Genomic DNA, 24,159 nt, shown 5'->3' with positions numbered 1-24,159 from the left:
ATGCGGCATCGTCGTCTCCTATCGCGCGGCCAGATTGGCGCGCCAGGGCATCAGCAGTCTTTCCAGCAGGCGAACGAACAGGTCGGCCAACAGGCCGAGCACGGCGTAGATGAAGATGCAGACCAGGATCACGTCGACCTGCTGGTAGACTTGCGCCGTGTTGAGCAGATATCCGAGCCCGGCCTGTGCATTGATCTGCTCGGCCGCGATCAGCATCAGCAGCGAGACGCCGAGCGCAAAACGCAGGCCGGTGAGGATCGAGGGCAAGGCCAGCGGCAGGATAACCTCGCGGATCAGGCGCGGGCCTTTCAGGCCGAACGTGCCGGCGGCCTCCACCACTTTGCGATCGACATTGCGGACGCCCGAATAGGTGTTGAGGTACATGGGGAACATCGTGGCCAGGCCGATCAGCAGCAGCTTCGGCGTCTCATCCACCCCGAACCAGACGATGAACAGCGGCACCAGCGCCAGCGGCGGGGCGGTGCGCATCATCTGCAGCGTTGCGTCGAACAGTTCCTCGCCCAGCCGCGTCAGCCCGGCGATCACGCCCAGCAGCAGACCCAGCGAGATGCCCAGCGCCGCCCCGGCCAGCGCGCGGGCGAGCGAGACGGCGACCTGGTGCGCCAGTTCCTGCTCGTGCCACAAGTGCCCGACCGTGGCGATCAGCAGGCGGGGGGATGGCAGGACGGAGGCATCGACCAGCCCTGCACCGGTCGCTGCCGCCCATGCGGCCAGAACCAGCAGCGGCCCGATCGCCCGGCGCGCCAGCGACAGGCGCCCCGGCTTGTCATCGGCCTTGCGGACGACGGGGCGGACCAGCGGGCCGGGATCGAAGAAGGGGGCGTTCATCGGCCATTCTCCACGGCGGCCACCAGCTTGTCGAAGCGGTGGTCGAACAGTTTCGATGCATCCACGCGTTGGCGGATCAGACCGAACTTGTGGAAGAGGTCTGCCTCGCGCTGATGGCCGGCAATGATCGATGCATCGATTTCGGTGTAGCCGGCTGGCATCCGGCGCAGGATTTGCCCGGCCAGCTGGGGCGTGACGTTGTAGGCCTTGGCGGAGAACTGCGCCGCCTTGTCCACGTTCTCCCGCTGCCATTTGGTCGAGCGCGCGGCGCGCTGCACGAAATCGGCGATCAGGGCGGCGCGTTTGGGATCGGCCAGCGCCGCCTCCGACGCGACGAGATAGCCGTAGCCCGGCGTCACCGGTTCGCCGCCATAGGCCAGCACGCGCAGCTTTCCGGCGTCGATCCCCTGCGTGAGCATCGGTTCGGCGGCGGTGAAGGCATCGACGGTGCCGCTGTCCAGCACCGCCGTGCTGATCCCGGAAAGGCGGACCGGCGTGATGTCCTTGAACGTCAGCCCTGCCTGATCCAGCAACCGCGCGACAAGGTATTGCGATATCGTGCCGGGGGCATAGCCGATCCGCTTGCCCTTGAGGTCCGCCACCGAATGGATCGGCGCATCCGGCTTCACCACCAGCGCGATGTTGGATGTGCCGGGCTTCAGCCCCTTGCTGACGGCGACCACCCTGACCGGGCTGCCCGCCGCCTGCGCGAAGACCATCGGCGTTTCCGCCATCCAGCCCAGATCCACCGATCCCCCGGTCTCCGCCGCGATGACGGAAGGGCCGCCAAGGAAGTTGGACCACTGGATGCGATAGTTCCCGGGCTGGCCTTCGCCGGCGGCGTTCACCGCCGATTGCAGCGTATGAAGCTGGTCCGCGACGCGCAGGACGGGCTCTGCGTCCTGCTTGGCCGATGGCTGGCAGGCGGCCAGCAGGGCGGCAGCAGCAAGAGCCGGAAGGATACGACTTGGGCTGGTCACGAAAGCGGCGCCTCGCTTGTCTTGGGGATAGGGGCGGTGGGAAGGATCAGCCCTGCGGACCATCGCGCCCCGGCTGAGCGCGCTGCGGGCGATCGCCCTTGGCGACGATGCGCACCAATTGGCGCTGGGCCTGGCCGTAATCCGCGACGCCGTAGTGCTGGACCGATCGGTTGTCCCAGATCGCCAGCGACCCGGGCTGCCATTTGAACCGCACGATGTTTTCCGGGCGATAGAACTGGTGCGTCAGATAGCGCAGCAGTTCCTTGCTCTCATCCTCCGGCAAGCCGACCACTTCCTTGGTGAAGCCCTCGTTGACGTAGAGGACCTTGCGGCCATTGAAGGGATGGGTGATCACCACCGGATGGGCAACGCCGCTATATTCCGCCAGGTAATCGGCCAGTTCCTTCTCATCATCGATAAGCTGGTAGGCCTTGCCGTTGGGGCGGTGGATCGCATCCAGTCCGGCGATTTTGTCCTTCACCTCCTGCGGCAGGGCTTCATAGGCGGAAATGCCACTGGAAAAGGCCGTGTCGCCGCCCAGTTCGGGCGCGATCACGCTGCGCAGGATCGAAACCTGATAGGGCGTTTCCAGATAGGTGGCATCCGCGTGCCAGGGCGTTCCGTAATAGCCGTTGGCATAAGGGCCGGTGTTGAAGGGGACGATATCCTCATCCTTCACGCCGCGCCGGCGGGCGATGCTGTCTGCCACCGGCGGACCGAACACACGGCCGATTTCCGCCTGTTTGGCATCATCGATCCCGGTATCGCGGAAGAACAGCACCTGATGTTCCCACAAAAGGCCGCGCAGCAGATCGGCCAGGTCCGCGGTAATCGGGCCGGTCAGGTCCAGCCCGCGGATCTCGGCGCCCAGATTGGCTTCCACGCGGTGGACCTCGAAAGAACCGATGGCATTCTTGTCGGCGGGCGTGTCGGCGGGACGCGCGGCAAGGGTGGTGGCATTCATCGCACAATCTCCTCATCGTGCCACGGCACGGCAGTGTCCGCGGCATCGCAAATCACGGGATGGGAGTGCTGTCGTTGACGACCTGCACGACGGGGTTTCACACCAGCGGCAAAACCGGGGGAGGCGGACGGGGTCACGCGCTCCACATTCTCAACCATAACGGTGGACAATGTGCTGTCAACGGAAATCCTGCGACCGGCTTGGGCGAGGCTGCGGCATCGTCGTATCTGATGCACCGCTCGTCGATGGCGCCCACGCAACGCGACGAAGCGGCGCTTTCCTGCGTTTTGTCATGGTGGCGGCGCTATTCTCAACCAGAATAGTTGATAAAAGGCGGGTGATGCGGATAGGTTTCAACCCATGAATCAATTACCCCCCAGGATCGAACCCGAAGAACAGCCGCCCGAGGACTTGCCCGTCGCCGTGGTCGGCGCGGGGTTCAGCGGAACGCTGCTGACCATCAACCTGATTCGTCAGGGCGTGCGCGTGGTGCTGATAGAGCGCAACCACACGCAGCTGGCCAAGGGCCTCGCCTTCGGGACCAAGGGGCCGGAGCATCTGCTGAACGTGCGCGCGGCCAATATGAGCGCCTTTCCAGACGATCAGGCCAATTTCCTGCGCTGGATCGGCCAGAGCGGGGAGGAGCAAGCCAATCGCTTCGTGCCGCGCCTGAGTTATGGCCTCTACTTGCGCGAACTGCTGATCAAGGCGCTGGCCGATGCCGGGCCGAAAGCGCAGATCGTCAGCGCCGAAGCGCTCTCGGCCCGGTTCGGGGCGGGGCAGGTTACCGTCGAGCTTGATGACGGCAGCGAGATCGTGGCCCGTTCGCTGGTTCTGGCGCTGGGCAATTTCCCGCCGACGCCGCATCCGGTGCTGGCCGCCTTGCCGGATGACCGGTGCTTTGCCGATCCGTGGAATCCGCGCGCGGTCAGTGATGCCGGCACGCTCGACCACGTCCTGCTGATCGGCACGGGGCTGACGGCGGCGGACATGATCCTTTCGCTAGACAAGGCGGGGTTCAAGGGCCGCATCACCGCGCTCTCGCGGCGCGGGCTGAAGCCGCACGCCCATGCGGAGACGGGGCCGGCGGTGGAGAACGTGCCGGCACCGGATGCGCGCGGATCCGCGCTGGTGCGGCAGATCCGCGCGCGCGCCAAGGCCATCGGCTGGCGCGCGGCGGTGGACGAGCAGCGGCCGCATACGCAGAACCTCTGGCGCCGCCATGATACCGCCGCCCAGCGCCGTTTCCTGCGGCATCTGCGCCCCTATTGGGATGTTCACCGGCATCGTCTGGCGCCCGACGTGGCGAAACGGCTGGCCGAGCTGGAGGCCGAAGGGCGGCTGGAATTCGCCGCCGGTAAGCTGGTGCGCACGGAAGCGGGTGGGCGCGGCGTCACGGCGGACTATCGCCCGCGCGGCGAAGAGCGGCTGGTTCGGCTGGAAGTCTGCCGGATCATCAATTGCACGGGGCCGGAGGGCGATTTGCTGCGCAGCGGGCTGCCTTTGGTGAAGGATCTGCTGGCCCAGCACCGCGTCCGGCCCGACGCGCACCGGCTGGGGCTGGATGTCGACCATCTTGGCCGGGTGCGCGATGCGGAAGGGCGGCCGCAGGACACGCTATTCGCGGTGGGGCCGGTCACCAAGGGCGAAGCGTGGGAGATCGTGGCGGTGCCCGACATTCGGCGGCAGGTCTGGAATCTGGCGCGTTATCTGGCCGACATGCACTGGGTCGGCGGGGAGGGCCTCTGACCTTCGATGGGCTGTGCAGGGGGCCGCTTTCGCCGCCCCCTGCAGGTCCGATCAGAAGTCCTTGCGCAGCAGAATGCCGGCGTACCGCTTGTCGTCACGCGGAACGTAGCGGACGATGCCGGCCAGCGTGCCGTTGGCGAGGTAGTTGGAATAGCTCTGGTTCGTGATGTTCTTCACGAACCCGCGCAGCTGCCAGTCACCCGTGGTGCCGATCAGCGCCACGCTGGCGTTCCAGATGTAATAGCCCGGCTGGATCGTGCCCGGCGTCTCGGTCAACTGGTACTGCGTGCGGCTCTTCAGCGTAATGTCCGACTGCACTTCCAGATCGAGCGCGTTCGACAGCGCGAAGCGATAGGCGGCATTGCTGTAGAGCTTCCACTTCGGCGCGAAGGGCAGCACTTCGCCGTTGATGTTGCAGCTGGACGGCGCGCCTGCCGGGCAGATGAAGTTGATCACCTTGGCATCGGTGTAGGCGACCGAGGTATCGAGCGAGAGGCCCGGGATCGGACGCAGGCCGAAATCGAACTCCACACCCTTGGTCTGCACGGTGCCCGCATTGATCAGGCGGGTGACTTGCGCACCACCGACCACGTCGTTGTAGTTGGCCTGATAGTTGTGGAACTTGGTCGTGTAGAGCGCCAGCGCGTAAGTGATCTTGCGATCGAGCGCCGATCCCTTGATGCCGCCTTCGAACGAGTCCGAGGTTTCCGGCTTCAGCGCGATTTCATCCAGCGGCGTCGTGGCATTCAGCGAACGCATGTTGAAATAGGCGTTGTAGGCCGGGCCCTTGTAGCCGCGCGAATAAGTGAAATAGGCCTGATTGTTGGTCAGGAAGTCCGCCTGGATGCCGCCGCGATAGGAATCGCCGCGGGTGGAGGTGGAGCCGGTCGAATTGTGATAGGCGCGGATGCCGGCGACATCGAGGGCGGTGGCGCCCGAGTTCGTCGGGTCGTTGGTAGACGTGCGTACGTGATAGTAGCTGAGATCGTCCCAGGTGGAACGATAGCCGGCGATGGCGCGCAGCCACGAGGTGAAATTGATGTTGGCTTCACCGAACAGGGCATAGTTGTCGCTGGTGATGCCGTAGTTCGCCACGCCCGTGACCACGTTCTCCGCGCCCGAGATCAGGCGGGTGAGCGTGCGGGTATAGACCTCGTCCGTCTTGGCGTGGAGGTAGTAGGCGCCCACGACATAGTCGATGAACTTGCCCTTGGGCGAGGTCAGCCGCAGTTCCTGCGAGAACTGGTGGTTGTCGACCGTGCCGTAATCGTCGCCCTGCGGGAAGGTGGCCGAAAGCTGCGACAGGGCATCGTAGTCCTGATGCTGGGCGTTCTTCCACTCGCGGTAGGCGGTGATCGAGGTGACGGTGTAGTCACCGATGCCCCATTCGGCGGTGAGCGATCCGCCGTAGTTCTTGTCCTTCACATCGGTATCGAAATTGGTGCTGACCTGGCGGTTCTCCGGGCCAGCGGTGATGCCCTGACTGGTCAGAAACGCGGCGAGCGCCGGTGACGGGGTGACCACGCCGGTCGGATAGGCGATCTGGCTGGTGCTGGCATAGACGCCGCTGGGCGTGGTGTCGTGCGAGTGCAGGTAATCGCCGGAAAGCGTCAGCTTCAGCGTGTCGGTAGGCTGCGCCTGGATCTTGCCGCGCACGCCGTAGCGCTCGTAGCCGTTCACTTCGTTGCCGGTGTAGACGTTGTGCACGTTGCCGTCATAGTTGGCGTAGAGGCCGTCGATCCGGGCCGAGATGCCCGGCGCGATGCCGCCGGTGACACCCGCCTTGATGCGGTATTCCTCGTCCGTCGTCGCGGTGCCTTCGGCATAGGCGTGGAACTGTTCGGACGGCGCGGCGGTGACGATGCTGATCACACCGGCAGAGGCGTTCTTGCCGAACAGCGTGCCCTGCGGGCCGCGCAGCACTTCGATGCGCTCCACTTCGCCCACGTCCAGCGTGGCCTGGCCGGGGCGCGTGAGGACGACGCCGTCAAGCACCGTGGAGACCGAGGATTCGACGCCGGGCGAGGTGCTGATCGTGCCGACGCCGCGGATGAATACGGTGCGGTCCTTGTTCGACGCGCCGTTGCGGAAGTCGATCGAGGGGACGGTGTTGGAAAGGTCCTGCAGCGTGTGGATCGCGCGGTCGTTGAGCGACTGGCCGCTGACCGCGGTGATCGCGATCGGCACCTGCTGCAGCGATTCATCGCGGTAGCGCGCGGTGACGACGATCTCGCCCGGCTGCGGGGTGATGGCGCCATCGGCGGGGGCCTCATCAGCAAAAGCCGCCGCCGGGAAAAGGACCGCGGACGCGAGCAGGAGGGCTCTGGCGGCGCGGAGAGGGGGCATGGTCATTGTGGTCTCCCTTGAACGGGGCGGACCATACTCAACCGTTTTAGTTGAGAAAGATAGTTTTCCTTTAGTCGCCCTATGCGGAAGCCGAAGTGAGCGGTTCGGCGACAATGATTTTAGGCATGGTCAGCTGGATCCACCCCAGCGCCAGCAGGTATGAGACGGAGGCGAAGGCGAAGAGCGGGCCGTAACCCAGCCCCGCGGCGAGCACGAGGCCGGCGATCTTGCTGATCGCGGTGCCCCCCAGATTGCCGCAGAACGCGCCGAACCCGGTCACGCGGCCGACCTTGTGGCGCGGCGTGACGTCGGCGATCAGGCCGAACAGGTTGGTGGAGAAGCCCTGATGCCCGGCCAACGTCAGCGCCATCAGGCCCACCGCCGCCCAGTATTCGTGGGCGTGGAGCGCCAGCGGTACCGGCACCACGCAGAGCGCGGAGATCAGCATCAGCGTCTTGCGTGTGCGGTTCGCGGTCCATCCCTTCGCCAGCAGGCGATTGGCGGCATAGCCCGAAAGCAGTGAGCCGACGGCCGATCCGCAATAGGCCAGCGCCAGCGGCGGCCCGAGTTCGGTGCCGGAAAGGCCGAACTGCCGGTGGAAATAATCCGGCATCCAGAACAACATCAGCCACCAGGTTGCGTCGGACAGCACTTTGGCCAGCGCGATGGTCCAGGTGCGGCCTTCCTTCAGGAACAGCGTGTCGCCCGACAGCACATTGCCGGGAAGGGCCGGCTGGCGATCGTCGAAGTCCACACCGCGTGATGCGGCGAGCCATGCCAGCACCCAGACGAGGCCCACCACGCCCGCCAGCACGAAGGCCGCGCGCCAGCCCCAGACAGCCGCCACCACCGGGATCGCCAGCGGGGCCAGAATGGCGCCGATGCTGTTCATCATGTTGGTCAGGCCGAAGCCCAGCGAGCGCAGATTGGGTGGGAAGATCGTGGCGATGGTCTTCACGCCGGCCGGGGTGCCCATCGATTCCGTCGCACCAAGGCCGATGCGGCAGAGCACGAACTGGCTGAAACTGCTGGCCCAGCCATGCGTCATCGCCGCCAGCGACCATGCCGCCACGCCCGCCGCATTGGCCCACTTTGCGCCCAGTTTATCTACCAGCCAGCCCGCCGCCAGAAAACCGAAGGCGGCGCCGGCCTGAAACCAAGCGGCCAAGGTGCCGTAATCATCGTCGCTCCAGCCAAGGTCGGCGGCGATTGTCGGCTTCAGTACGGAGATGATCTGGCGGTCGACCAGATTGAGCACGCCGGCGGTCAGCGCGAGCGTGAACAGTAGCCAGCGGCGGCGGGGGGAGAGGGTCATGCGCGGCTCGTTTCGGTCTGAGAGGAGTGGGGCATCATGGACCTTCTGTTCGGAGCCGGTGGTCTGGCGGGCGGAGTCAGGCAGGAGGCGAGATCGCCTCACCTACTTCGTCATCCCCGCGAAGGCGGGGATCCCGCTTGTTCTTCGATCCACAGCGCTGCGGCGCAAGAAAGCGGGGCCCCCGCCTTCGCGGGGGCGACGAGGTTTTGTGTGGTGGGCGATCGGTATCGGTATCGAAGTTCCCGATCCCAATCGCTCAAATCACAGAACCAGCGGCCCGTGATCAATCCGGGGCAGCACATGGCGCGCGAACAAGTCGGCCTCGGCAGCGTGCGGATAGCCGGAGAGGATAAAGGCATCGATCCCGGCCTCGCGATAGGCCTGAAGCTTTGCCAGCACCTGATCCGGATCGCCGACGATGGCGGCGCCGCAGCCCGATCGGGCACGGCCGATGCCGGTCCACAGGTTGTCCTCGGCATAGCCGTCGTCGCTGGCGGTTTCGCGCAGTGCCGCCTGCGCCTGCACGCCGACCGACTGGGAATCGAGCGAACGCGCGCGGATCGCCGCGCCTTCTGCCGCGTCGAGGCGGGAGAGCAGGCGGTCAGCGGCAAGCCGTGCATCTGCTTCGGTCTCACGCACGATCACGTGCACGCGGTAGCCGAAGCGCAGCGTGCGGCCGTACTTCGCGGCGCGGGCGCGCATGTCGGCGATGGTTTCCTTCACCGCCTCCATCCGGTCCGGCCACATCAGGTAGACGTCGCAGCCCTTGGCGGCGACTTCGCGGGCGGGTTCCGAAAGGCCGCCGAAGTAGAGCGGCGGGCACTTCGAACCCGGCGCGATCATGCGCGGCGCGTCCAGCTTCAGGTTCCAGAAACGGCCCTGATGGTCGAGCGACTGGCCCGACAGCAAGGTGCGCAGGATCTCGATGGCTTCGGTCGTACGCTCGTACCGGGCGCCGCCGTCGAGGGTTTCGCCCGGCATCTCGCTGGAGATGATGTTGATGTTCAGGCGCCCCCCGCCTTTTTGACCGCCTAAAATCTGGTCGATCGTGGCGATCTGGCGGGCAAGCTGGGCGGGCCACATCTCGCCGATGCGCACCGCCATCAGCAGCTTGATGCGGCGGACCTGCGTGGCGATGGCGGCGGCGAAGGCGGTCGTGTCGATGCCCAGCGCATAGCCGGAAGGCAGCAGCACATTGTCGAAACCGCCTTCCTCGGCAGCGGTGACGATGTTGCGGCAATGCTCCCAGCTGGAGCGCAGCATCGGGTCCGGCTGGCCGAGGAACTCGTAGTCATCGTCGCAGAGCGCCGAGAACCAGCTGACTTCGCAGGGGTTGAGCGCCGTCACGGCAGGCGTGCCCCCATCGATGCTTCCAGCACGGCGTACCATTCGGAAGCCGTCCACTCGACCTTCAGCGCGTCGCGCGAGGCCAGGATACGCTCCGGATTCTGCGAGCCGACGATGGGGATCGCACGCGAGGGATGCGCCATCACCCACGAGAGCGCGGCGGCGGCGGCATCGGTGCCGAAGCGCTCGCCCTGCGCTGCCAGCAGCTTGGCGACCGGGTCTTCCGAGCCCGAGGCCAGACGGCCACCGCCCAGCGGCGACCATGCCAGCACGGCCACGTCATGCGCCATCGCCTGATCCAGCGTGCCGTCATAGAGCGGGGCGTAGCGCGCGGCCGAGAATTCGGGCTGGGTGGAGACGATGGGGAAGGGCAGGAATGCCTGCAGCGCGTCGAACTCGGCCGGGCTGTAGTTGGAGACGCCGATGGACTTCACCTTGCCGCTCTCGACCATGGAGGCGAGGGTTTCGGCCACGTCGCGCGGGTGGGCCAGGAAGTCGCGGCGGTGGATCTGATAGAGTTCGACCGAGGGCAGGCCAAGGCGTTCGAGCGAGGCGTCCAGCGCCTTGTTCAGATAGGCCGGGCTCGAATCGTAAGGCACGCCCAGCACGATGCCGCCCTTGGTGGCGATCACCATCCGCTCGCGCAGGTCCGGGCGGGCGGCCAGCGCCTTGCCCAGCAGCAGTTCCGCGCCGCCGAAGCCCAGCGCTGCGTCGCAGCCGTAGATGTCGGCCGTGTCGAACAGCGTGATGCCGGCTTCCAGCGCCGCCTCGATACGCGCAACGATTGCACCGATATCGTCGTTGCCGTCTTCACGGGCGAGCCGCCACATGCCCCAGGCAATCGGAAAAACGGAAATTCCACTCTTGCCGAGCGGGACGGATTGGGTCGATAGGGGGAGGGTCATATTCTCAACCAATATAATAGAGATTGCCGAAATGATAGACGCTTTGCGGTACGGGATCGTCGGTACCGGCATGATGGGTGTGGAGCACATCCACAACATCAAAATCCTTGAGGGCGCTGAAGTTGTAGCCATAGCGGACCCCGAACCCACCTCGCTCGGCTGGGCCAAGGACGCCCTTGGCGCCGCGGCGGATGGTGTGGCCGAATATGCCGACAGCGCCAGCATGATCGCCAATGCCGGGCTTGATGTGGTGGTCGTCGTCTCGCCCAACTTCACCCACCGCGCGGTGCTGGAGCCGCTGCTGGACAGCGATGTGGCGATCCTCTGCGAAAAGCCGCTCTGCACGACGATGGAAGACGCGCGCTGGGTGGTGGAGCGCGCCGAAGCCCGCAAGGCGCCGTTCTGGACCGGCATGGAATATCGCTTCATGCCGCCCGCCAAGGCCTTCATCGACGAGATCCACGGCGGCAAAGTCGGCCGCCTGCAGATGCTCTCCATTCGCGAGCATCGCTTCCCGTTCCTGGTCAAAGTGCGCGACTGGAACCGTTTCTCCGCCAATACCGGCGGCACCATGGTGGAGAAGTGCTGCCACTTCTTCGACCTGATGCGGCTGATCACCCGGTCCGAGCCGGTGCGCGTCTACTGCTCGGGCGCGATGGATGTGAATCACATCGACGAGCGCTATGACGGCCGCCAGCCCGACATCATCGACAACAGCTTCACCACCGTCGATTTCGCGGACGGCACCCGTGCGCTGCTGGACCTTTGCATGTTCGCCGAAGGCGCCGAGCATCAGGAAGAGATGAGCGCGACCGGCGACAAGGGCCGGTTGGACGTGCTGATCCCGCCGGGCGATCTGGTCTGGTCGCCGCGCGTGCCATGGCCCGGTCCGAAGGCGGTAGAGCGCTGGCATGTCGCCGTGGACGAGGCGGCGATGGATGCCGGTTCGCACCACGGCGCGACGTTCTACCAGCACGAAGCCTTTGCCCGCGCCGTGCGCGGTGAGGGCGAAGTGCAGGTTACCGCGCGCGACGGGCTGATGGCAGTCGCCATCGGCGCCGCTGCCGAACTCAGCGCGCGTGAGAAGCGCGTGGTGGAGATGGCGGAACTGCTCGGCAGCTGAGCCTTCGCGGGCAGCACTGGTCATTATCGAGCGCGCCGGGAAGGTCCACTTCCCGGCGCGTTTTTGCGTCTGCTTCAGCGGGAATGGAAGGCGGTGCGAAATTGGGGCTTCTCATATCCCCCCAGGGGGGATAATGGAGCGCCATGTTCGATCTGTCCCAACTCATCACCCAGGTGGGCGACCCCATCGGTTCGGGTGCCTGGCTGTTCATCCCCAGCGCCATTCTGCTCGGCGCGCTGCACGGCCTTGAGCCCGGCCATTCGAAGACGATGATGGCGGCCTTCATCATCGCGGTGAAAGGCACCGTGCGGCAGGCGGTGCTGCTGGGCCTTGCCGCCACGCTTTCGCATACGATGGTCGTCTGGGCGGTGGCGCTGGGGGGGATGTGGCTGTTCGGCGGGCTTCGCGCCGAGGATACCGAACCGTGGTTCCAGCTTGCTTCCGGCGTGATCATCGTCGGCATGGCGATCTGGATGCTGTGGCGCGCGCGGCGGGAGCAGATCGCGGCCGAACGCTATCATGCGGGGCACGCGCACGATCACCATCATGGACATGACCATGGGCATCACCACCACCATCACGGCGATCACGTCCACCACCATCACCACCACGAGCCCACCGAAGCGGAAATCCACGAGCTGGAACTGGCCACCGGCGGCTATGTCGATGCGCACGAAGCGGCCCATGCCGAGGATATCCGCCGGCGCTTCGCCAATACGCGGGTGACGACCGGCCAGATCGTGCTGTTCGGCCTGACCGGCGGGCTGATCCCGTGCCCCGGCGCGATCACTGTGCTGATGCTGTGCCTTCAGCTCAAGCGATTGGCGCTGGGGGCGACGCTGGTGGTGGCGTTCTCCGTGGGCCTTGCCCTCACCATGGTTGCCTCCGGCGTGCTGGCCGCGCTCAGCCTGCGCCATGTCGAGAAGCGCTGGACCGGCTTTGGCGAGGCTATTCGCAAGGCGCCTTACATTTCAGGCCTCGTTATCCTGGGCGTCGGGCTCTATGTGGCCTTGTCGGCGTGGCAGCACCTGCCATGAGGTAGTACGCGAAAAGAAGGGCGATCGATGAGTCATGCCAGCGACAAGGCGATGGTCAATCGGCTGAGGCGCGCCAACGGGCACCTCGCCAAGATCGCCTCCATGGTTGAGGAAAACCGCAGCGCGCTGGAGATCGCCCAGCAATTGCAGGCGGTAATCGCCGCCCTGACCAAGGCGCGCGGCGCGCTGGTGGCCCACCATATCGAGCATCACCTTGAAGAGGCCGTGGGCGAACTGACGCCGGAGACGCGCGAAACGCTGGTCCAGCTATCGGAGATCGCCCGGTATCTGTAGGGCGCGGGGACAAATTCGGACAGTCAGCAAGCGCCCCCTAGCGGTCATAGGGCAGGTCGCTTAGGTGGAGCTATGATCGACCTCGATGACCCACGCTGGCAGACGCTCTCACACGCCTATGGAAGCGCGGCCGACATCCCGGAACTGCTTCGCCAACTCTCGCGTGCGACGGGTCCGAAGACCGGATGGAATAGCGAGCCGTGGTTCACGCTTTGGTCGAGCCTTTGCCACCAAGGCGACGTGTATGATGCATCCTATGCGGCTGTCCCACATATGGTCGAAATCGACTGTGTCCCGGGGCGTGGTGTAGCTGAAGCCGAGGCGCCGCGCATTTCGGCATCCGTCTGGGCCGTTCATGCTCCTGGGACTGCTGAGAGCATGGTGATTGGATTGTCGCTGACCGGCGCCATGGTTTCAAGGGTCATATAGCGGGCACGCTGGACGGCCCATTCGTCTGACTGTTCCATGAGGATAGCGCCGATGAGTCGGGTGATGGCAGCCTCATTGGGGAAGATGCCGACGACATCCGTGCGGCGTTTGATTTCGCCGTTGAGGCGCTCGATGGGGTTTGTGCTGTGTAATTTGGCGCGATGCTCGCGCGGGAAGGTCATGTAGGCCAGCACATCGGGTTCGGCTTCATCCATCAGGTTTGCCAGTTTGGGCAGTTTGGGTCGCACCTGATCGGCCACGGCACGCCATTGCTGGCTGGCGGCCTCGGGTGTTTCCTGAGCGAAGGCGGTGGCGATGAAGGCGGAGACAACCCTGCGGCCGCTTTTACCGGCATGAGCCAGCGCATTGCGCATGAAGTGAACCCGGCAGCGCTGCCACGTGGCACAGAGCAGTTTGGAGACGGCTGCCTTGATGCCTTCGTGCGCGTCGGAGATGACCAGCTTGACGCCGCGCAGTCCTCGGCGCGTCAACTTGCGCAGGAAGGCGGTCCAGAAAGGCTCGGCTTCCGAGGCGCCGATGTCCATGCCCAGCACTTCGCGGCGACCGTCGCTGTTCACGCCTACCGCGACGATCACCGCCACCGAGACGATCCGCCCATTCTGCCGAACCTTCACGTAGGTTGCGTCGATCCAAAGGTACGGCCAATCCCCTTCGATCGGGCGGTCCAGGAAGGTATGCACGCGCTCGTCGAGCTCCTCACATAGGCGGCTCACTTGGCTCTTGGAGATGCCGTCCATGCCAAGCGCTTTGACCAGATCGTCCACTGAGCGGGTGGAAATGCCCTGGATGTAGGCCTCCTGGATCACCGCAGTCAGCGCCCGCTCCGCCATCCGACGTGGTTCGAGGAAAACGGGAAAGTAGCTGCCTTTGCGCAACTTTGGGATCCGCAGCTCGACAGTGCCGGCCCGCGTCTGCCAGTCGCGCTCGCGGTGCCCGTTGCGCTGAACAAGCCGGTCGGGAGACTTCTCGCCGTAGCCAGCGCCAGTCAGGTTGCCGACTTCCATCTCCATCAGCCGCTCGGCGGCAAACGAGATCATCTCGCGTAGAATATCCGCGTCCGGGGTCTTCTCTACCAGCGAACGCAGGTGCATCATCGGATCGGTCATCGTGATTCCTTCCGTCAGGTTCGAGTTTCGCAACCCAAACCTATCCGAAAATCACGGTGACCACCTCAACCCTCAGCTACACCACCTCCCGGGACACGATCTCGAAATCGCCTTCAATACGAAAGAGCCAATAGATTTCAGCTTCTTCCAGCTACCTGCCGCGATCGAGATTGCACGGGGTAGCGGAAAAGGGCCTCCCGTTCCGGGCGATTTGGCTGAAGCGTATGGCGATGCCGTTTCACGCTTGGCGGAGTGTGTCGCGCTGCACCGCCACGAAGATTGGGACGAACCGACGCTCCTATCCGCCATGTCTGCCTTGGCGGCCGCGAAGGGCCAACTCCGGGTTGCCGAAGCCGTTATGAATCTCGATGACGATGTCATCACGAAGCTGATCGATCTCGATTTCGACAATAACTGACAGTTGTTTTTCCACCCAAAGTCGTCGTCCCCGCGCAGGCGGGGATCCCGCTTTTTTACTTCAGGCGTGAAGTCGTGGCACCAGGTAGCGGGGCCCCCGCCTTCGCGGGGGCGACGAGACATGGGAGAGACGTTGGACTGGCAACTTCCCACCCAAAGCCGTCCTTCCACCCCCGCTCAGGCTGAGCTTGTCGAAGCCCCCTAGGCTGGGCGCTTCGGCTCCTCATGCTTCGACAAGCTCAACATGAGCGGAGCGGGTGGGGTGACGGCAATCGCCACCCCTCTCGGCCCGAACGACATCGAATGTGTCCACGCCGCCTGGGCTGCGTGTTCACTGCTTGGGATGGATTTCCTTGATCCGGCTGCCCTTCAGGCTGATCCCGGCCATCAAACCCTTCTGGTCGAAGACGAAGGCGTAGACGGCCTTGTGCAGGTTGGCCGTGTCCAGCGAAGCTTCCGCGCCCTTGTCCACCAGCACCACGCTGCCGTCGGAGCCGGCATCCCAGGTCGTGCCGTTCGTGGTTTCGGCCATCTTCGCATCGGTCATGAAGAACAGCGCATAGCCATAGCCCTGTGCGCCCGCCTGCAGCCCGATCGAGGCGCTGGAGGTGTTGAAGAACCGCGTCGGCTTGCCGCTGACCAGCAGCGCGCCGTCACCTGACGACCCAGCGATCACCAGCCCGCCCTTGATGATGTTGGGGAAGACCATCACGCCCTTGGCCTGCTTGGCGACGGCGGCGGCCTTGGGATTGGCGGCAAGCAGCGTCTTCAGCGCCGCGCGGGACTTCGCTTCGATATCCGCCTTCGACGATGCGGCGTAGACTTGCGTGGGCATGGCCAGCGTCAGCAGGGCGGCGGCAATGCCGCCTACTGCCAGGCGGCGGGTGATGGGCTGATGATCGATCTGCATTGCACGACCTTTCGAAGCAAAGGGGAATGTCATGTCATCTACGGTACGCCGCAATGCGCGGGGTGCCATCGGGGTAAACACCGAGATTTCGGGAAGTATCCCGGATGAAACCGCCGCGCGGTCGACCCTTCCCCGTGGCGTGAAGCTGGTGCATGCAGCGGGCATGTCCCAGTCTCCCGCAACCGGCGCATCAAGCGCACCCGGCCGCACCCGTCGCAACAAGAGCTTCGACGCCACGCATCAGACGATGATCGAGGCGGCCGTCCGTCTGATTTCGGAAAAAGGGGTGGAGGCGCTGTCGATCACCGCGCTGGCGCGGGCCGTGGGGCTGAACCGGGCGACCGTCTACTATCACTTCGCCGATCGCGAGGCTCTGCTGGAAGCCGTCAGCGCCTGGTCTTCCGATCAATTGGTAAAGGGTTTCACCGCCGCGCGCCCCCAGCCAGAGCGGATCGATTTCATCGGCCGGTTCGTGCTGGAGAACCCCGACCTGATCAAGCTGTGGATCGAGAATTTCATCTCGCCCGGCGACATTCGCGATCACTATCCGAAGTGGGACGAATTCGTCTCCGCCACGGCGATGACTTTCGGCGACCGGGTCGGCGAAGAGGGCGTGGACGTCGAAGTCCACTGCACGATGATGCTGGTGGCGGCGATCATCGGCCCCCGCGTTTTCCGCGGAAGCGTGCGGCCCGAGCTGGACGATGACGCGGTGATCGAACGCTTCCGCAAGGAGCACCAGCGGATGCTGCGCCGGGACGGGCTGCTGCAGGGGTAAAGTTTAGGCAACAGTGTTGAGAATCATCTCACTCTCGGTTTAAAAGGGGAAAAAACGAGAACCGAGAGGACTTGCCCATGACCGTGGCAGCAGCGCCGGAGGCAGCACTGGCCTATCAGCCCATCCCGGCTGACGATGTGGCCTGGCTGGGAACGCAGCCCGTTCCCGCCGCGCCTTATTACGATCCCCGCTATTTCGAGCTGGAGCGCAAGGCGGTGTTCCTGCGCAGCTGGATTCATGTCGGCCATATCTGCGAATTGCCCGAACCCGGCAGTTTCGTGCGGCGCGAACTGGAATTCGCCAAGGCCTCGCTGCTGATCGTCCGCGGACGGGACGGGGCGATCCGCGCCTTCCACAATGTCTGCACCCATCGCGGCACCCAGCTGGTTTCCGAAGCGGCGGGGCGGCGCACGAAGTTCAGCTGCCCCTATCACATGTGGACTTACGGCACCGACGGAGCCCTGCTGTCCGCCCCGGATTTCGAAGCGTTCCATGTGCCCAAGGCGGATTGCGCGTTGCCGCAGGTCGCGCTCGAAGAATGCGGCGGCATGCTGTTCGTGAACTTCGATCCCGACGCCGCGCCCTTGCGCGAATGGCTGGGCGACTATGCGCAGCGGCTGGAGGGGATGCCCGTCGCCCGTGCCACCACTTTCAGCGAATATACATACGAGATCGACGCGAACTGGAAGCTGACTTACGACAATTTCCAGGAAAACTACCATCTGCGCTTCATCCATCCGCGATCGGGCGAGGCGGCGATCGGCGCCGACAACCAGTACGGCTATCCCGCCAGCGTGGGTTTTTGCGGTCCGCACCGCACGCAGCGCATCTGGTCCAACCCCGCGCCCGCGCTGAAGCCGTTCCAGCGGCAGGCGGCGATGAAGGGCATTCCCGCGCTGATGCGGCGGGGGTTGCTGGATCTGCCGCATGGCCGCGACTATCTGGCGTTCTTTCCCAACCTTTTCGTGATCGGCACGCCCACGCAGCCGTTCTCGCACACGGTCTATCCGCTCGCCGCCAATCGTTCGCGCGGGGTGGTGCGGGTCTACTGGTCGGGCGAGGATGCCGACGCCAGCGAGACGTTTGCGCGCGAATATTCGCTGGGCCAGATCCGCGACATCCATGCCGAGGATATCGACATGATCGAACGCGGCCAGCGCGGGCTGGAGAGCGGGGCGCTGCGTCACATCCATTTCCAGCAGATGGAGGCGCTGTGCCGCCACTTGTTCAACGAAGTGGACGCCCGCGTGCGCGATTATGCGCGCGAAGTGGGAGAAGCGATATGAGCGGGCAGCTTCCCTCCGGCTTCGAGGCGCTGGAGCCCTTCGCGGCGGACTGGGCGCTGGCCACCACGGCGCAGCGTGCGGCGCGGCGTTCGGCCTCCACGCCGGCAGATCGGCAGGCCTACTTCGCGGCGGCTTCGCCCTTGCTCGATGCCGCGCTGGCCTTGCTTGACGGCAAGCCGCTGGCGGAGCTTGCGCCGGATGAGCGTCGGTTGATGGACCTGATGCTCTCGCTCGCCCACGTCGCGCTGGCGGTGGAGATTCAAGGGCCGGACGAGACCAGAAGCGCCCCTTGGCGCGACCGCCTGCGGATCACCCGGTCCGCAACCGATATTTCCGAACGAACAGGAGACGCCGCATGATGAACCTTCAGGAGAAGACCGTCTTCATCACCGGCGGTGGCGGCGGCATCGGCGGTGGCATGGCGCGTGCCTTTGCGGAGCGCGGCGCGCGGATCGTGCTGGCGGACATCGATCACGGCTTCGCGCAGGAGGAAGCCGCGCGGCTTCCCGCCGACGTGCAGGTGCTCACTCTGCCGCTCGACGTTCGCTCGCTGGAAAGCTGGCGCGCCGCGCGGGTGGAGGCGGAGGCGCGTTTCGGCACGGTGGACGTGCTGTGCAACAACGCGGGCATTTCCACCGGATTCAAACCGCTGCTGACCATCGCGCCCGAGGAGTTCGAGCGGGTGATGGCGATCAATGTGACCGGGGTCTACAACGGCGTTCTCACGTTCGCACCGCAGATGGTGGCGGCGGGCAGCGGGCATATCGTCAACACGTCCTCCATGAACGGCCTCAGCCCCTTCGCCAGTTTCGCCGCCTATTCGGCCAGCAAATTCGCGGTGCTGGGGCTTTCGGACTCGCTGCGCGACGAACTGGCGCCTGCCGGTGTAGGCGTCTCCACGCTGTTTCCGGGGCTGACGCGCAGCCGCATGTCGGAAGGCGATCTTTCGCGGATCAGCGCTGGCGACCCTGCGCGGGCCGCCGCGATCGAGGCGAATATGATGGACCCGCTATGGCTCGGCCGCGCCGTCGTGCGCGCGGTGGAGAACGACGAGCCCTATATCGTCACGCACCCCGAATATCGCGACGCGCTGCGCACGCGGCACGAGAAGATCATCGCCGCCTTCGGGGACCCGGCCCAACCCGACTATCGCACCGGAGGCACCGCCACGCGGCAATAGCTGTCCGGCGCCGCAAAATGGCCCGATCTCCAAATCGCGTCCGGATTAGGATGCTTGGGGCGGTTGCGAGGGGCGGCGGCGGGCAACAGACTTGCGGGCAAGAACGAGCGCGTGGCCGATGCCAATCGGCGACGGCCGGCGCTTGCATGGGAGAGTATCGATGACACTGGCTGAAACGATCGTTTCCGGCGCGCGTGAGCGTTCGGGAAACACCACTTGGGACGACGCGGAAATCCGCGAGCCGCTGCGGATTCTGACCGAGGCGATCGAGGGTGAGGCGAACCTGACCGAGATGGGCCACGCGGTGTTCGCTCGCAATGCCACCGAATACCTGGCCAACCGCATGCGCGTGGAGGACTGGCTGGCGCGTCATCCGGAGATCCTCGACGCACCGGTGGAGAAGCCCACTTTCGTGTTCGGCCTGCCGCGCACCGGCACGACGCTGACGATCAACCTGCTCAACGAAGACCCGGCGCGCCGCTGCTTCCTGCGGTGGGAGGCTTTCGCCTCGACCCCGCCGCCCACGCCCGAGGATTTCCACGCCGGCCCGCGTTACGAAGCGGCTCAGGCGCAGATCGACCACTCGCTGAAGGTCATGCCGCACATTTCAGCGATCCATCACGAGGATGGCGACAGCCCATGCGAGTGCCAGTTCTCGATGGCACCCAGCTTCGTATCGCAAGTCTTCGATTCACAATACGCCATTCCCAGCTATCACCGCTGGTTCCTGGACAAGGCCGACTACCTGCCGGCGTTCCGCTACCAGAAGCGGCTGCTGCAACTGCTCCAGTCGCAGGCGCCGGGCCGCTGGACGCTGAAGAACCCGTGGCACCCGCTCTATCTGGATGCGCTGACCGAGGTTTATCCCGATGCCCGGCTGGTGATGACGCACCGCGATCCGGTGGAAGTGGTGGGCTCTGCGTGCAGCCTTGTCTGGAACGTGCGCCGCATGTTCAGCAACGATGTCGACCGCGCGGCCATCGGCCGCGACATGGTGGAGACGTTCGACGTGATGATCGCGCGGCAGGACGATTTCCGCCAGCGCCACGGGCGCGATGCGATCCACGATGTGCTCTACACCGAGCAGCTTCGCGATCCGCTGGGCACGATGCGCCGGCTCTACGCCCATTTCGATGAGGAACTGAGCGACGTCGCCGCCGCGAACATGCAGCACTACTTGGATGCCAAGCCCAAGGACCGCTTCGGCAAGCATAGCTATGACCTCGCCGACTATGGCCTGACCGCCCGCGAAATCCGCGAACGCTTCGCCGGCTACTGCGCCGATTTCGACGTGGCGATGAGCGCGGCCTGACGAGGGCGGACGCCAATCCAGGGACGGTTTACGCGGCCCTGGATTGCTTCTCCCGCTTCGCGGGCTCGCAATGACAACAGTGGGGCGGGGTGAGAGTGGGGCGGGGTGCGCAGGAAACGCGGACCGTGCCTAGCGGATCGGCGTTGAGGGGTGCCATCAGAACAGACTCGTCATCCCCGCGAAGGCGGGGATCCCGCTTGTTCTTCGATCCACAGCGCTGCGGCGCAAGAAAAGCGGGGCCCCCGCCTTCGCGAGGGCGACGTGGTTGGGGAATGGCGAGAGGGGGCTCAAAAGCCGCTCGACTGAAAACTGAGCCCCGCGCGGCTGATCTTTCAACCGCGCGGGGCATCGCTCACTTCAGTTCGATACGCGTTTCGCCCAGCTTCGCCGTGAACGGCTTGCGGGCATCGGCGTCCTTGCCGACTTGCGAATTGCGGTCCTGCCCGATGTCGAACGTCTCGTTGAAGGCGGCGGCGGAGGTCGGGAAGTCGGTCACTTGCCCTTCGCCCACCGGCTGGCCGTTCACCAGTAGCCGGATCGTGCCCGCACCCGGCGCCGGCAGCAGGCCCGGGGCGCCTGGTTTCGGCACGGGCACATAGTCGTAGCCGACCGTTGCCGCCCCTTGCGGCAGAGTCCCGGTGGAAACCACGGTATCGCGTCGCTGGCCATAGGCGTTGTTCTCGAAGACGAGGTGCCCGTCCTTCACGTAGAGCACGAAGCCGCCAAGCCGCCCGCCCTCTGCCACCAGCACGCCCGAAGCGGCGCCGGCGTCGCCGTCGATCCGCACGGTCAGGCTATGCGCCTTGTTGCCGAGATCGGGCAGGGCATTGAGCGGCAGCCCGGAAATGTCCGGCCGGAACACGAAGCTCTTGCGCTTCGGGTCGAGCAGCGCGGGCGCGCCGACGGGCAGGGGCACCAGCGGGAAGACGCCGTTGCGCTGGCCTTCCTTCACGAATTCCGCCTTCAGTTCGGCCAGCTTTTCGGGGTTTTTGGTCGCAAGATCGGTGGCCTCGCTGAAGTCATGCGCAACGTCGTAGAGTTCCCAGCGGTCGCCGGCGGTGTCGTCGTTATAGATCTTGGGCAGGTCGTGCAGCAGGTTCCACGGCTGGTAATTGCGCTTGGCCGCCGCCACCCAGCCGTCCTTGTAGATCGCCCGGTTGCCGAAGATTTCGAAATACTGCTCGGGATGCGATTCCGGGGCCTTGGCATTGGTGAAGGTCGCCAGCAGGCTGTGCCCTTCGAACGGGATCTGCTTCACGCCGTCCACTTCACCGGGCAGGGCGATATGCGCGGCGTCGAGGATGGTCGGCGCGATGTCGTTCACATGGCCGAACTGCCTGCGGACCTGCCCCGGATCATTGGTGTGGCCGGGCCACGAGATCACCAGCGGATTGCGCGTGCCGCCGAAGTGCGATGCCACCTGCTTCATCCACTGGAACGGCGTGGTCGTGGCCCAGGCCCAGCCGGCGGAGTAGTGGTTGGCCAGGTCCGGACCGCCGAACTTGGCCAGCTGCGCCAGCTGCGGATCGATGCCCTTGGGGATGTTGCCGGTGGCGGTGGATTCGTTGCCGATGCTGCCGTCCAGCCCGCCTTCGGCGCTGCCGCCATTGTCACCCACGACGTAGATCACCATCAGGTTGTCGCCGCCCGGCCGCGCGCGCAGCGTATCGATCAGGCGGCCCACTTCGTAGTCGGTCTGCTCCATGAAGGCGGAGTAGACCTCCATCTGGCGCGCATAGACCTTCTTCTGGTCCGCGCTCAGGCTGGACCATGCGGGAATGCCTTCGGGGCGCGGCGTCAGCTTGGCGTCGGCGGGGATGATGCCCAGCTTCTTCTGGCGGGCGAAGGTCTCTTCCCGGTACTTGTCCCAGCCCGCGTCGAAGCGGCCCTTGTTGCGGTCTATCCATTCCTGCGGGACATGGTGCGGCGTGTGCACCGCGCCGGTGGCGAAGTAGAGGAAATAGGGCTTCTGCGGGGCTGCCGCCTCATGATCGTCCACCCAGCCGACCGCCTTGTTCACCAGATCGGTGGTCAGGTGATAGCCCTGCTCCGGCGCGGCAGGCGCGGGGATCGCGGTGGTATCGTTGAACAGGTGCGGTTCCCACTGGTTGTCTTCCCCCGACATGAAGCCGTAGAAGTGATCGAAACCCAGCCCGGTGGGCCAGTGGTTGAACGGCCCTGCGGCGGAAATCTCCCACTTGGGCGTATTGTGCCACTTGCCGAAGGCGGCGGTGGAATAGCCGTTGCCCTGAAGGATCCGCGCGATCGAGGCGGTGTCCGGGTTCCAGATCGAGTTATAGGCGGGGAATCCGGCGGCGACATCGGCAAGGTTGCCGAAGCCAACTTCGTGATGGTTGCGCCCGGTCAGCAGCGCGGCGCGCGTGGGGGAGCAGATCGCGGTGGTGTTGAAGCGGTTATAGCGCAGGCCCTGCGCCGCCAGCTTGTCCAGCGCGGGGGTGCGCGGCACGCCGCCAAAGGTCGATGTCGCGGCAAAGCCGGCATCGTCCAGCAGCACCAGCAGCACATTGGGCGCGCCCTTCGGCGCTTGCGGCTGGGCGGGGAAGGCGGGCTGCGATTCGGCGCGGGTCAGGCCGATCTTGCCGGTGAAGCTCTGCGGGCCGCCGATAACGCCACCGCTGGTGGGCGCGGCATCCTGCGCGAAGGCGGCGGAAGAGAGGGCACTTGCGGCGAGCAAGAGTGCCGCCCTGGTCAATATACGCATCGGACATCCCTGTTGTGGTCGCGTTGAATCGAACCGACACGCGCGACGAAGCGCGCCGGCCAGAGGTAGGCGTGTTGTGGGGGGCGTCGGTTGGGTTGGGGGCCGCCGTTAGTTTAGCGGATCACCCCCTTTGATCGAATGAGACGGCGCAGGCGGCTTGCCGGAAACGAGGTTTTCGCGCGCCTGATAGACCATGCTGTAAGGCGGCACGCCGTGCGTCAGCCAGACGTTGCCGCCGATTTCGGAGCCTTTGCCGATGGTGACGCGGCCCAGGATCGTTGCCCCGGCGTAGATCACCACATCGTCCTCCACGATGGGATGGCGCGGGCTTGCCTTGGCGGCGGCGACCGACCCGTCCGGCGCGTAGGCCTTGGCGCCGAGAGTCACGCCCTGATAGATGCGCACATTGTCGCCCACCACGGTGGTTTCGCCGATGACCACGCCGGTGCCGTGATCGATGAAGAAGCCCCGGCCGATCTGCGCGGCGGGGTGGATGTCTATCCCGGTCGTGCCATGAGCGATCTCGGTCAATATGCGCGCGACCAGCGGCGCGCCAAGGCCGTGCAGGGCATGGGCCAGCCGGTAGTGGATGATCGCCAGCAGCCCCGGATAGCAGATCAGCACTTCGTCCAGGCTGCGGGCCGAGGGATCGCCCTCGTAGGCGGCCTCCAGATCGAGGTCGAGCATCCGCCGAATCGCGGGCAACTGGCGGGAGAAGGCCAGCACGATCTCGTCCGCGCGCTGTTCGCCCGCTTGCCGCTGCGCTTCGCCCGAATAGGCGAATTCCAGCCGCAATTGTGCCTGCAAGCGGCTCAGCGCGATCTGCAGCGATTGGGTGACGAAGGTATCCTCGTTATGCCGCCGCACGAAGTCCGGGCCGAGGCGGAGCGGAAACAGCGCCCCGCACAATTCGTCCGCCACTTTCGCCAGCCGCAGGCGGGAGGGGAAACCCTCCACGCCATGTTCGGCGTGCTGGCTGTTGGTGGTGCGCCAGTGCTGGCGGATCTCGGCGAGTTCTTCGACGATCTGGCCGACATGCCAGAAATCGTCGTCAATCACCGGCGCCTGCGTTTCGTGTTCGATCGTCAT

21 protein-coding genes are annotated in these 24,159 nt (G+C 65.3%); 10 read left to right on the top strand and 11 right to left on the bottom strand.

The window, feature by feature from the left end; genetic code table 11:
* Positions 1 to 18: 18 nt before the first annotated feature.
* From ACZ1JC_RS05710 to ACZ1JC_RS05700, 3 genes are read right to left on the bottom strand one after another with little or no spacing between them, the layout of a single operon-like run.
* Complete coding sequence (locus ACZ1JC_RS05710) at positions 19 to 849, bottom strand: ABC transporter permease subunit (protein ID WP_465138895.1); 831 nt, start codon at positions 847 to 849, stop codon at positions 19 to 21.
* Positions 846 to 1,829, bottom strand: a complete 984-nt coding sequence (locus ACZ1JC_RS05705) for an ABC transporter substrate-binding protein (protein ID WP_465138896.1) — start codon at positions 1,827 to 1,829, stop codon at positions 846 to 848. The genes ACZ1JC_RS05710 and ACZ1JC_RS05705 overlap by 4 nt, the downstream gene beginning before the upstream one ends.
* 46 nt (positions 1,830 to 1,875) lie before the next feature.
* A complete protein-coding gene (locus tag ACZ1JC_RS05700; protein ID WP_465138897.1) occupies positions 1,876 to 2,793 on the bottom strand; it encodes a TauD/TfdA dioxygenase family protein in 918 nt (305 codons plus the stop codon).
* 360 nt (positions 2,794 to 3,153) lie between these two features.
* Between ACZ1JC_RS05700 and ACZ1JC_RS05695 the strand changes: the two genes are divergently transcribed.
* Complete coding sequence (locus tag ACZ1JC_RS05695) at positions 3,154 to 4,542, top strand: FAD/NAD(P)-binding protein (RefSeq protein WP_465138898.1); 1,389 nt, start codon at positions 3,154 to 3,156, stop codon at positions 4,540 to 4,542.
* 51 nt (positions 4,543 to 4,593) lie between these two features.
* On the opposite strand, the gene ACZ1JC_RS05690 is transcribed toward ACZ1JC_RS05695, so the two are convergent.
* The 4 genes from ACZ1JC_RS05690 to ACZ1JC_RS05675 form a co-directional block, all read right to left on the bottom strand.
* Complete coding sequence (locus tag ACZ1JC_RS05690; RefSeq protein WP_465138899.1) at positions 4,594 to 6,894, bottom strand: TonB-dependent receptor; 2,301 nt, start codon at positions 6,892 to 6,894, stop codon at positions 4,594 to 4,596.
* A gap of 73 nt (positions 6,895 to 6,967) precedes the next feature.
* Positions 6,968 to 8,203: an MFS transporter gene (locus ACZ1JC_RS05685; protein WP_465138900.1), complete on the bottom strand. Its 1,236-nt coding sequence runs from the start codon at positions 8,201 to 8,203 to the stop codon at positions 6,968 to 6,970.
* Between the two features lie 261 nt (positions 8,204 to 8,464).
* Entirely contained in the window at positions 8,465 to 9,592 is a 1,128-nt protein-coding gene (locus ACZ1JC_RS05680) for an LLM class flavin-dependent oxidoreductase (protein ID WP_465169046.1), read from the bottom strand.
* A complete protein-coding gene (locus tag ACZ1JC_RS05675) occupies positions 9,547 to 10,455 on the bottom strand; it encodes an aldo/keto reductase (protein ID WP_465138902.1) in 909 nt (302 codons plus the stop codon). The genes ACZ1JC_RS05680 and ACZ1JC_RS05675 overlap by 46 nt, the downstream gene beginning before the upstream one ends.
* Before the next feature lie 31 nt (positions 10,456 to 10,486).
* On the opposite strand from ACZ1JC_RS05675, the gene ACZ1JC_RS05670 reads away from it, so the two are divergent.
* The 3 genes from ACZ1JC_RS05670 to ACZ1JC_RS05660 all read left to right on the top strand — a co-directional run bounded on the left by ACZ1JC_RS05670 (position 10,487) and on the right by ACZ1JC_RS05660 (position 12,909).
* Positions 10,487 to 11,578 carry a Gfo/Idh/MocA family protein gene (locus ACZ1JC_RS05670; RefSeq protein WP_465138903.1) on the top strand — a complete coding sequence of 364 codons (1,092 nt, stop codon included), beginning with the start codon at positions 10,487 to 10,489 and terminating at the stop codon, positions 11,576 to 11,578.
* Between the two features lie 143 nt (positions 11,579 to 11,721).
* Positions 11,722 to 12,615: a nickel/cobalt efflux transporter gene (locus ACZ1JC_RS05665; RefSeq protein ID WP_465138904.1), complete on the top strand. Its 894-nt coding sequence runs from the start codon at positions 11,722 to 11,724 to the stop codon at positions 12,613 to 12,615.
* 27 nt (positions 12,616 to 12,642) lie between these two features.
* Positions 12,643 to 12,909, top strand: coding sequence for a metal-sensing transcriptional repressor (locus ACZ1JC_RS05660; protein WP_465138905.1), 267 nt, complete (start codon positions 12,643 to 12,645; stop codon positions 12,907 to 12,909).
* 353 nt (positions 12,910 to 13,262) lie between these two features.
* Here the strand turns inward: ACZ1JC_RS05660 and ACZ1JC_RS05655 are convergent, their stop codons facing one another.
* Positions 13,263 to 14,465 (bottom strand): IS256 family transposase, encoded by a 1,203-nt coding sequence (locus ACZ1JC_RS05655; protein WP_465135341.1) that lies wholly within the window; start codon positions 14,463 to 14,465, stop codon positions 13,263 to 13,265.
* Between the two features lies 1 nt (position 14,466).
* Between ACZ1JC_RS05655 and ACZ1JC_RS05650 the strand changes: the two genes are divergently transcribed.
* Positions 14,467 to 14,883 (top strand): hypothetical protein, encoded by a 417-nt coding sequence (locus ACZ1JC_RS05650; protein WP_465138906.1) that lies wholly within the window; start codon positions 14,467 to 14,469, stop codon positions 14,881 to 14,883.
* 330 nt (positions 14,884 to 15,213) lie between these two features.
* On the opposite strand, the gene ACZ1JC_RS05645 is transcribed toward ACZ1JC_RS05650, so the two are convergent.
* Positions 15,214 to 15,792: a lipid-binding SYLF domain-containing protein gene (locus tag ACZ1JC_RS05645; RefSeq protein ID WP_465138907.1), complete on the bottom strand. Its 579-nt coding sequence runs from the start codon at positions 15,790 to 15,792 to the stop codon at positions 15,214 to 15,216.
* Positions 15,793 to 15,823: 31 nt separating this feature from the next.
* On the opposite strand from ACZ1JC_RS05645, the gene ACZ1JC_RS05640 reads away from it, so the two are divergent.
* From ACZ1JC_RS05640 to ACZ1JC_RS05620, 5 genes are all read left to right on the top strand, one after another.
* A complete protein-coding gene (locus ACZ1JC_RS05640) occupies positions 15,824 to 16,570 on the top strand; it encodes a TetR/AcrR family transcriptional regulator (RefSeq protein WP_465138908.1) in 747 nt (248 codons plus the stop codon).
* Positions 16,571 to 16,647: 77 nt separating this feature from the next.
* Entirely contained in the window at positions 16,648 to 17,856 is a 1,209-nt protein-coding gene (locus tag ACZ1JC_RS05635) for an aromatic ring-hydroxylating oxygenase subunit alpha (protein ID WP_465138909.1), read from the top strand.
* A complete protein-coding gene (locus ACZ1JC_RS05630; protein ID WP_465138910.1) occupies positions 17,853 to 18,215 on the top strand; it encodes a hypothetical protein in 363 nt (120 codons plus the stop codon). The genes ACZ1JC_RS05635 and ACZ1JC_RS05630 overlap by 4 nt, the downstream gene beginning before the upstream one ends.
* Positions 18,212 to 19,036, top strand: a complete 825-nt coding sequence (locus tag ACZ1JC_RS05625; RefSeq protein WP_465138911.1) for an SDR family oxidoreductase — start codon at positions 18,212 to 18,214, stop codon at positions 19,034 to 19,036. Before ACZ1JC_RS05630 ends, ACZ1JC_RS05625 begins: the two co-directional genes overlap by 4 nt.
* A 160-nt stretch (positions 19,037 to 19,196) precedes the next feature.
* The gene (locus ACZ1JC_RS05620; RefSeq protein WP_465138912.1) at positions 19,197 to 20,348 is read left to right on the top strand and encodes a sulfotransferase family protein; all 1,152 of its coding nucleotides are present in this window, start codon (positions 19,197 to 19,199) and stop codon (positions 20,346 to 20,348) included.
* Positions 20,349 to 20,700: 352 nt separating this feature from the next.
* On the opposite strand, the gene ACZ1JC_RS05615 is transcribed toward ACZ1JC_RS05620, so the two are convergent.
* Complete coding sequence (locus tag ACZ1JC_RS05615) at positions 20,701 to 23,070, bottom strand: arylsulfatase (protein ID WP_465138913.1); 2,370 nt, start codon at positions 23,068 to 23,070, stop codon at positions 20,701 to 20,703.
* A 108-nt stretch (positions 23,071 to 23,178) separates the two neighbouring features.
* Complete coding sequence (gene epsC, locus ACZ1JC_RS05610) at positions 23,179 to 24,159, bottom strand: serine O-acetyltransferase EpsC (protein WP_465138914.1); 981 nt, start codon at positions 24,157 to 24,159, stop codon at positions 23,179 to 23,181.

The sequence above is a fragment of the Sphingomonas sp. BL-S-28 genome, assembly GCF_055521515.1.
Note: the sequence above shows the minus strand (reverse complement) of the source record. Positions and strands in the feature narration are given on the sequence as shown.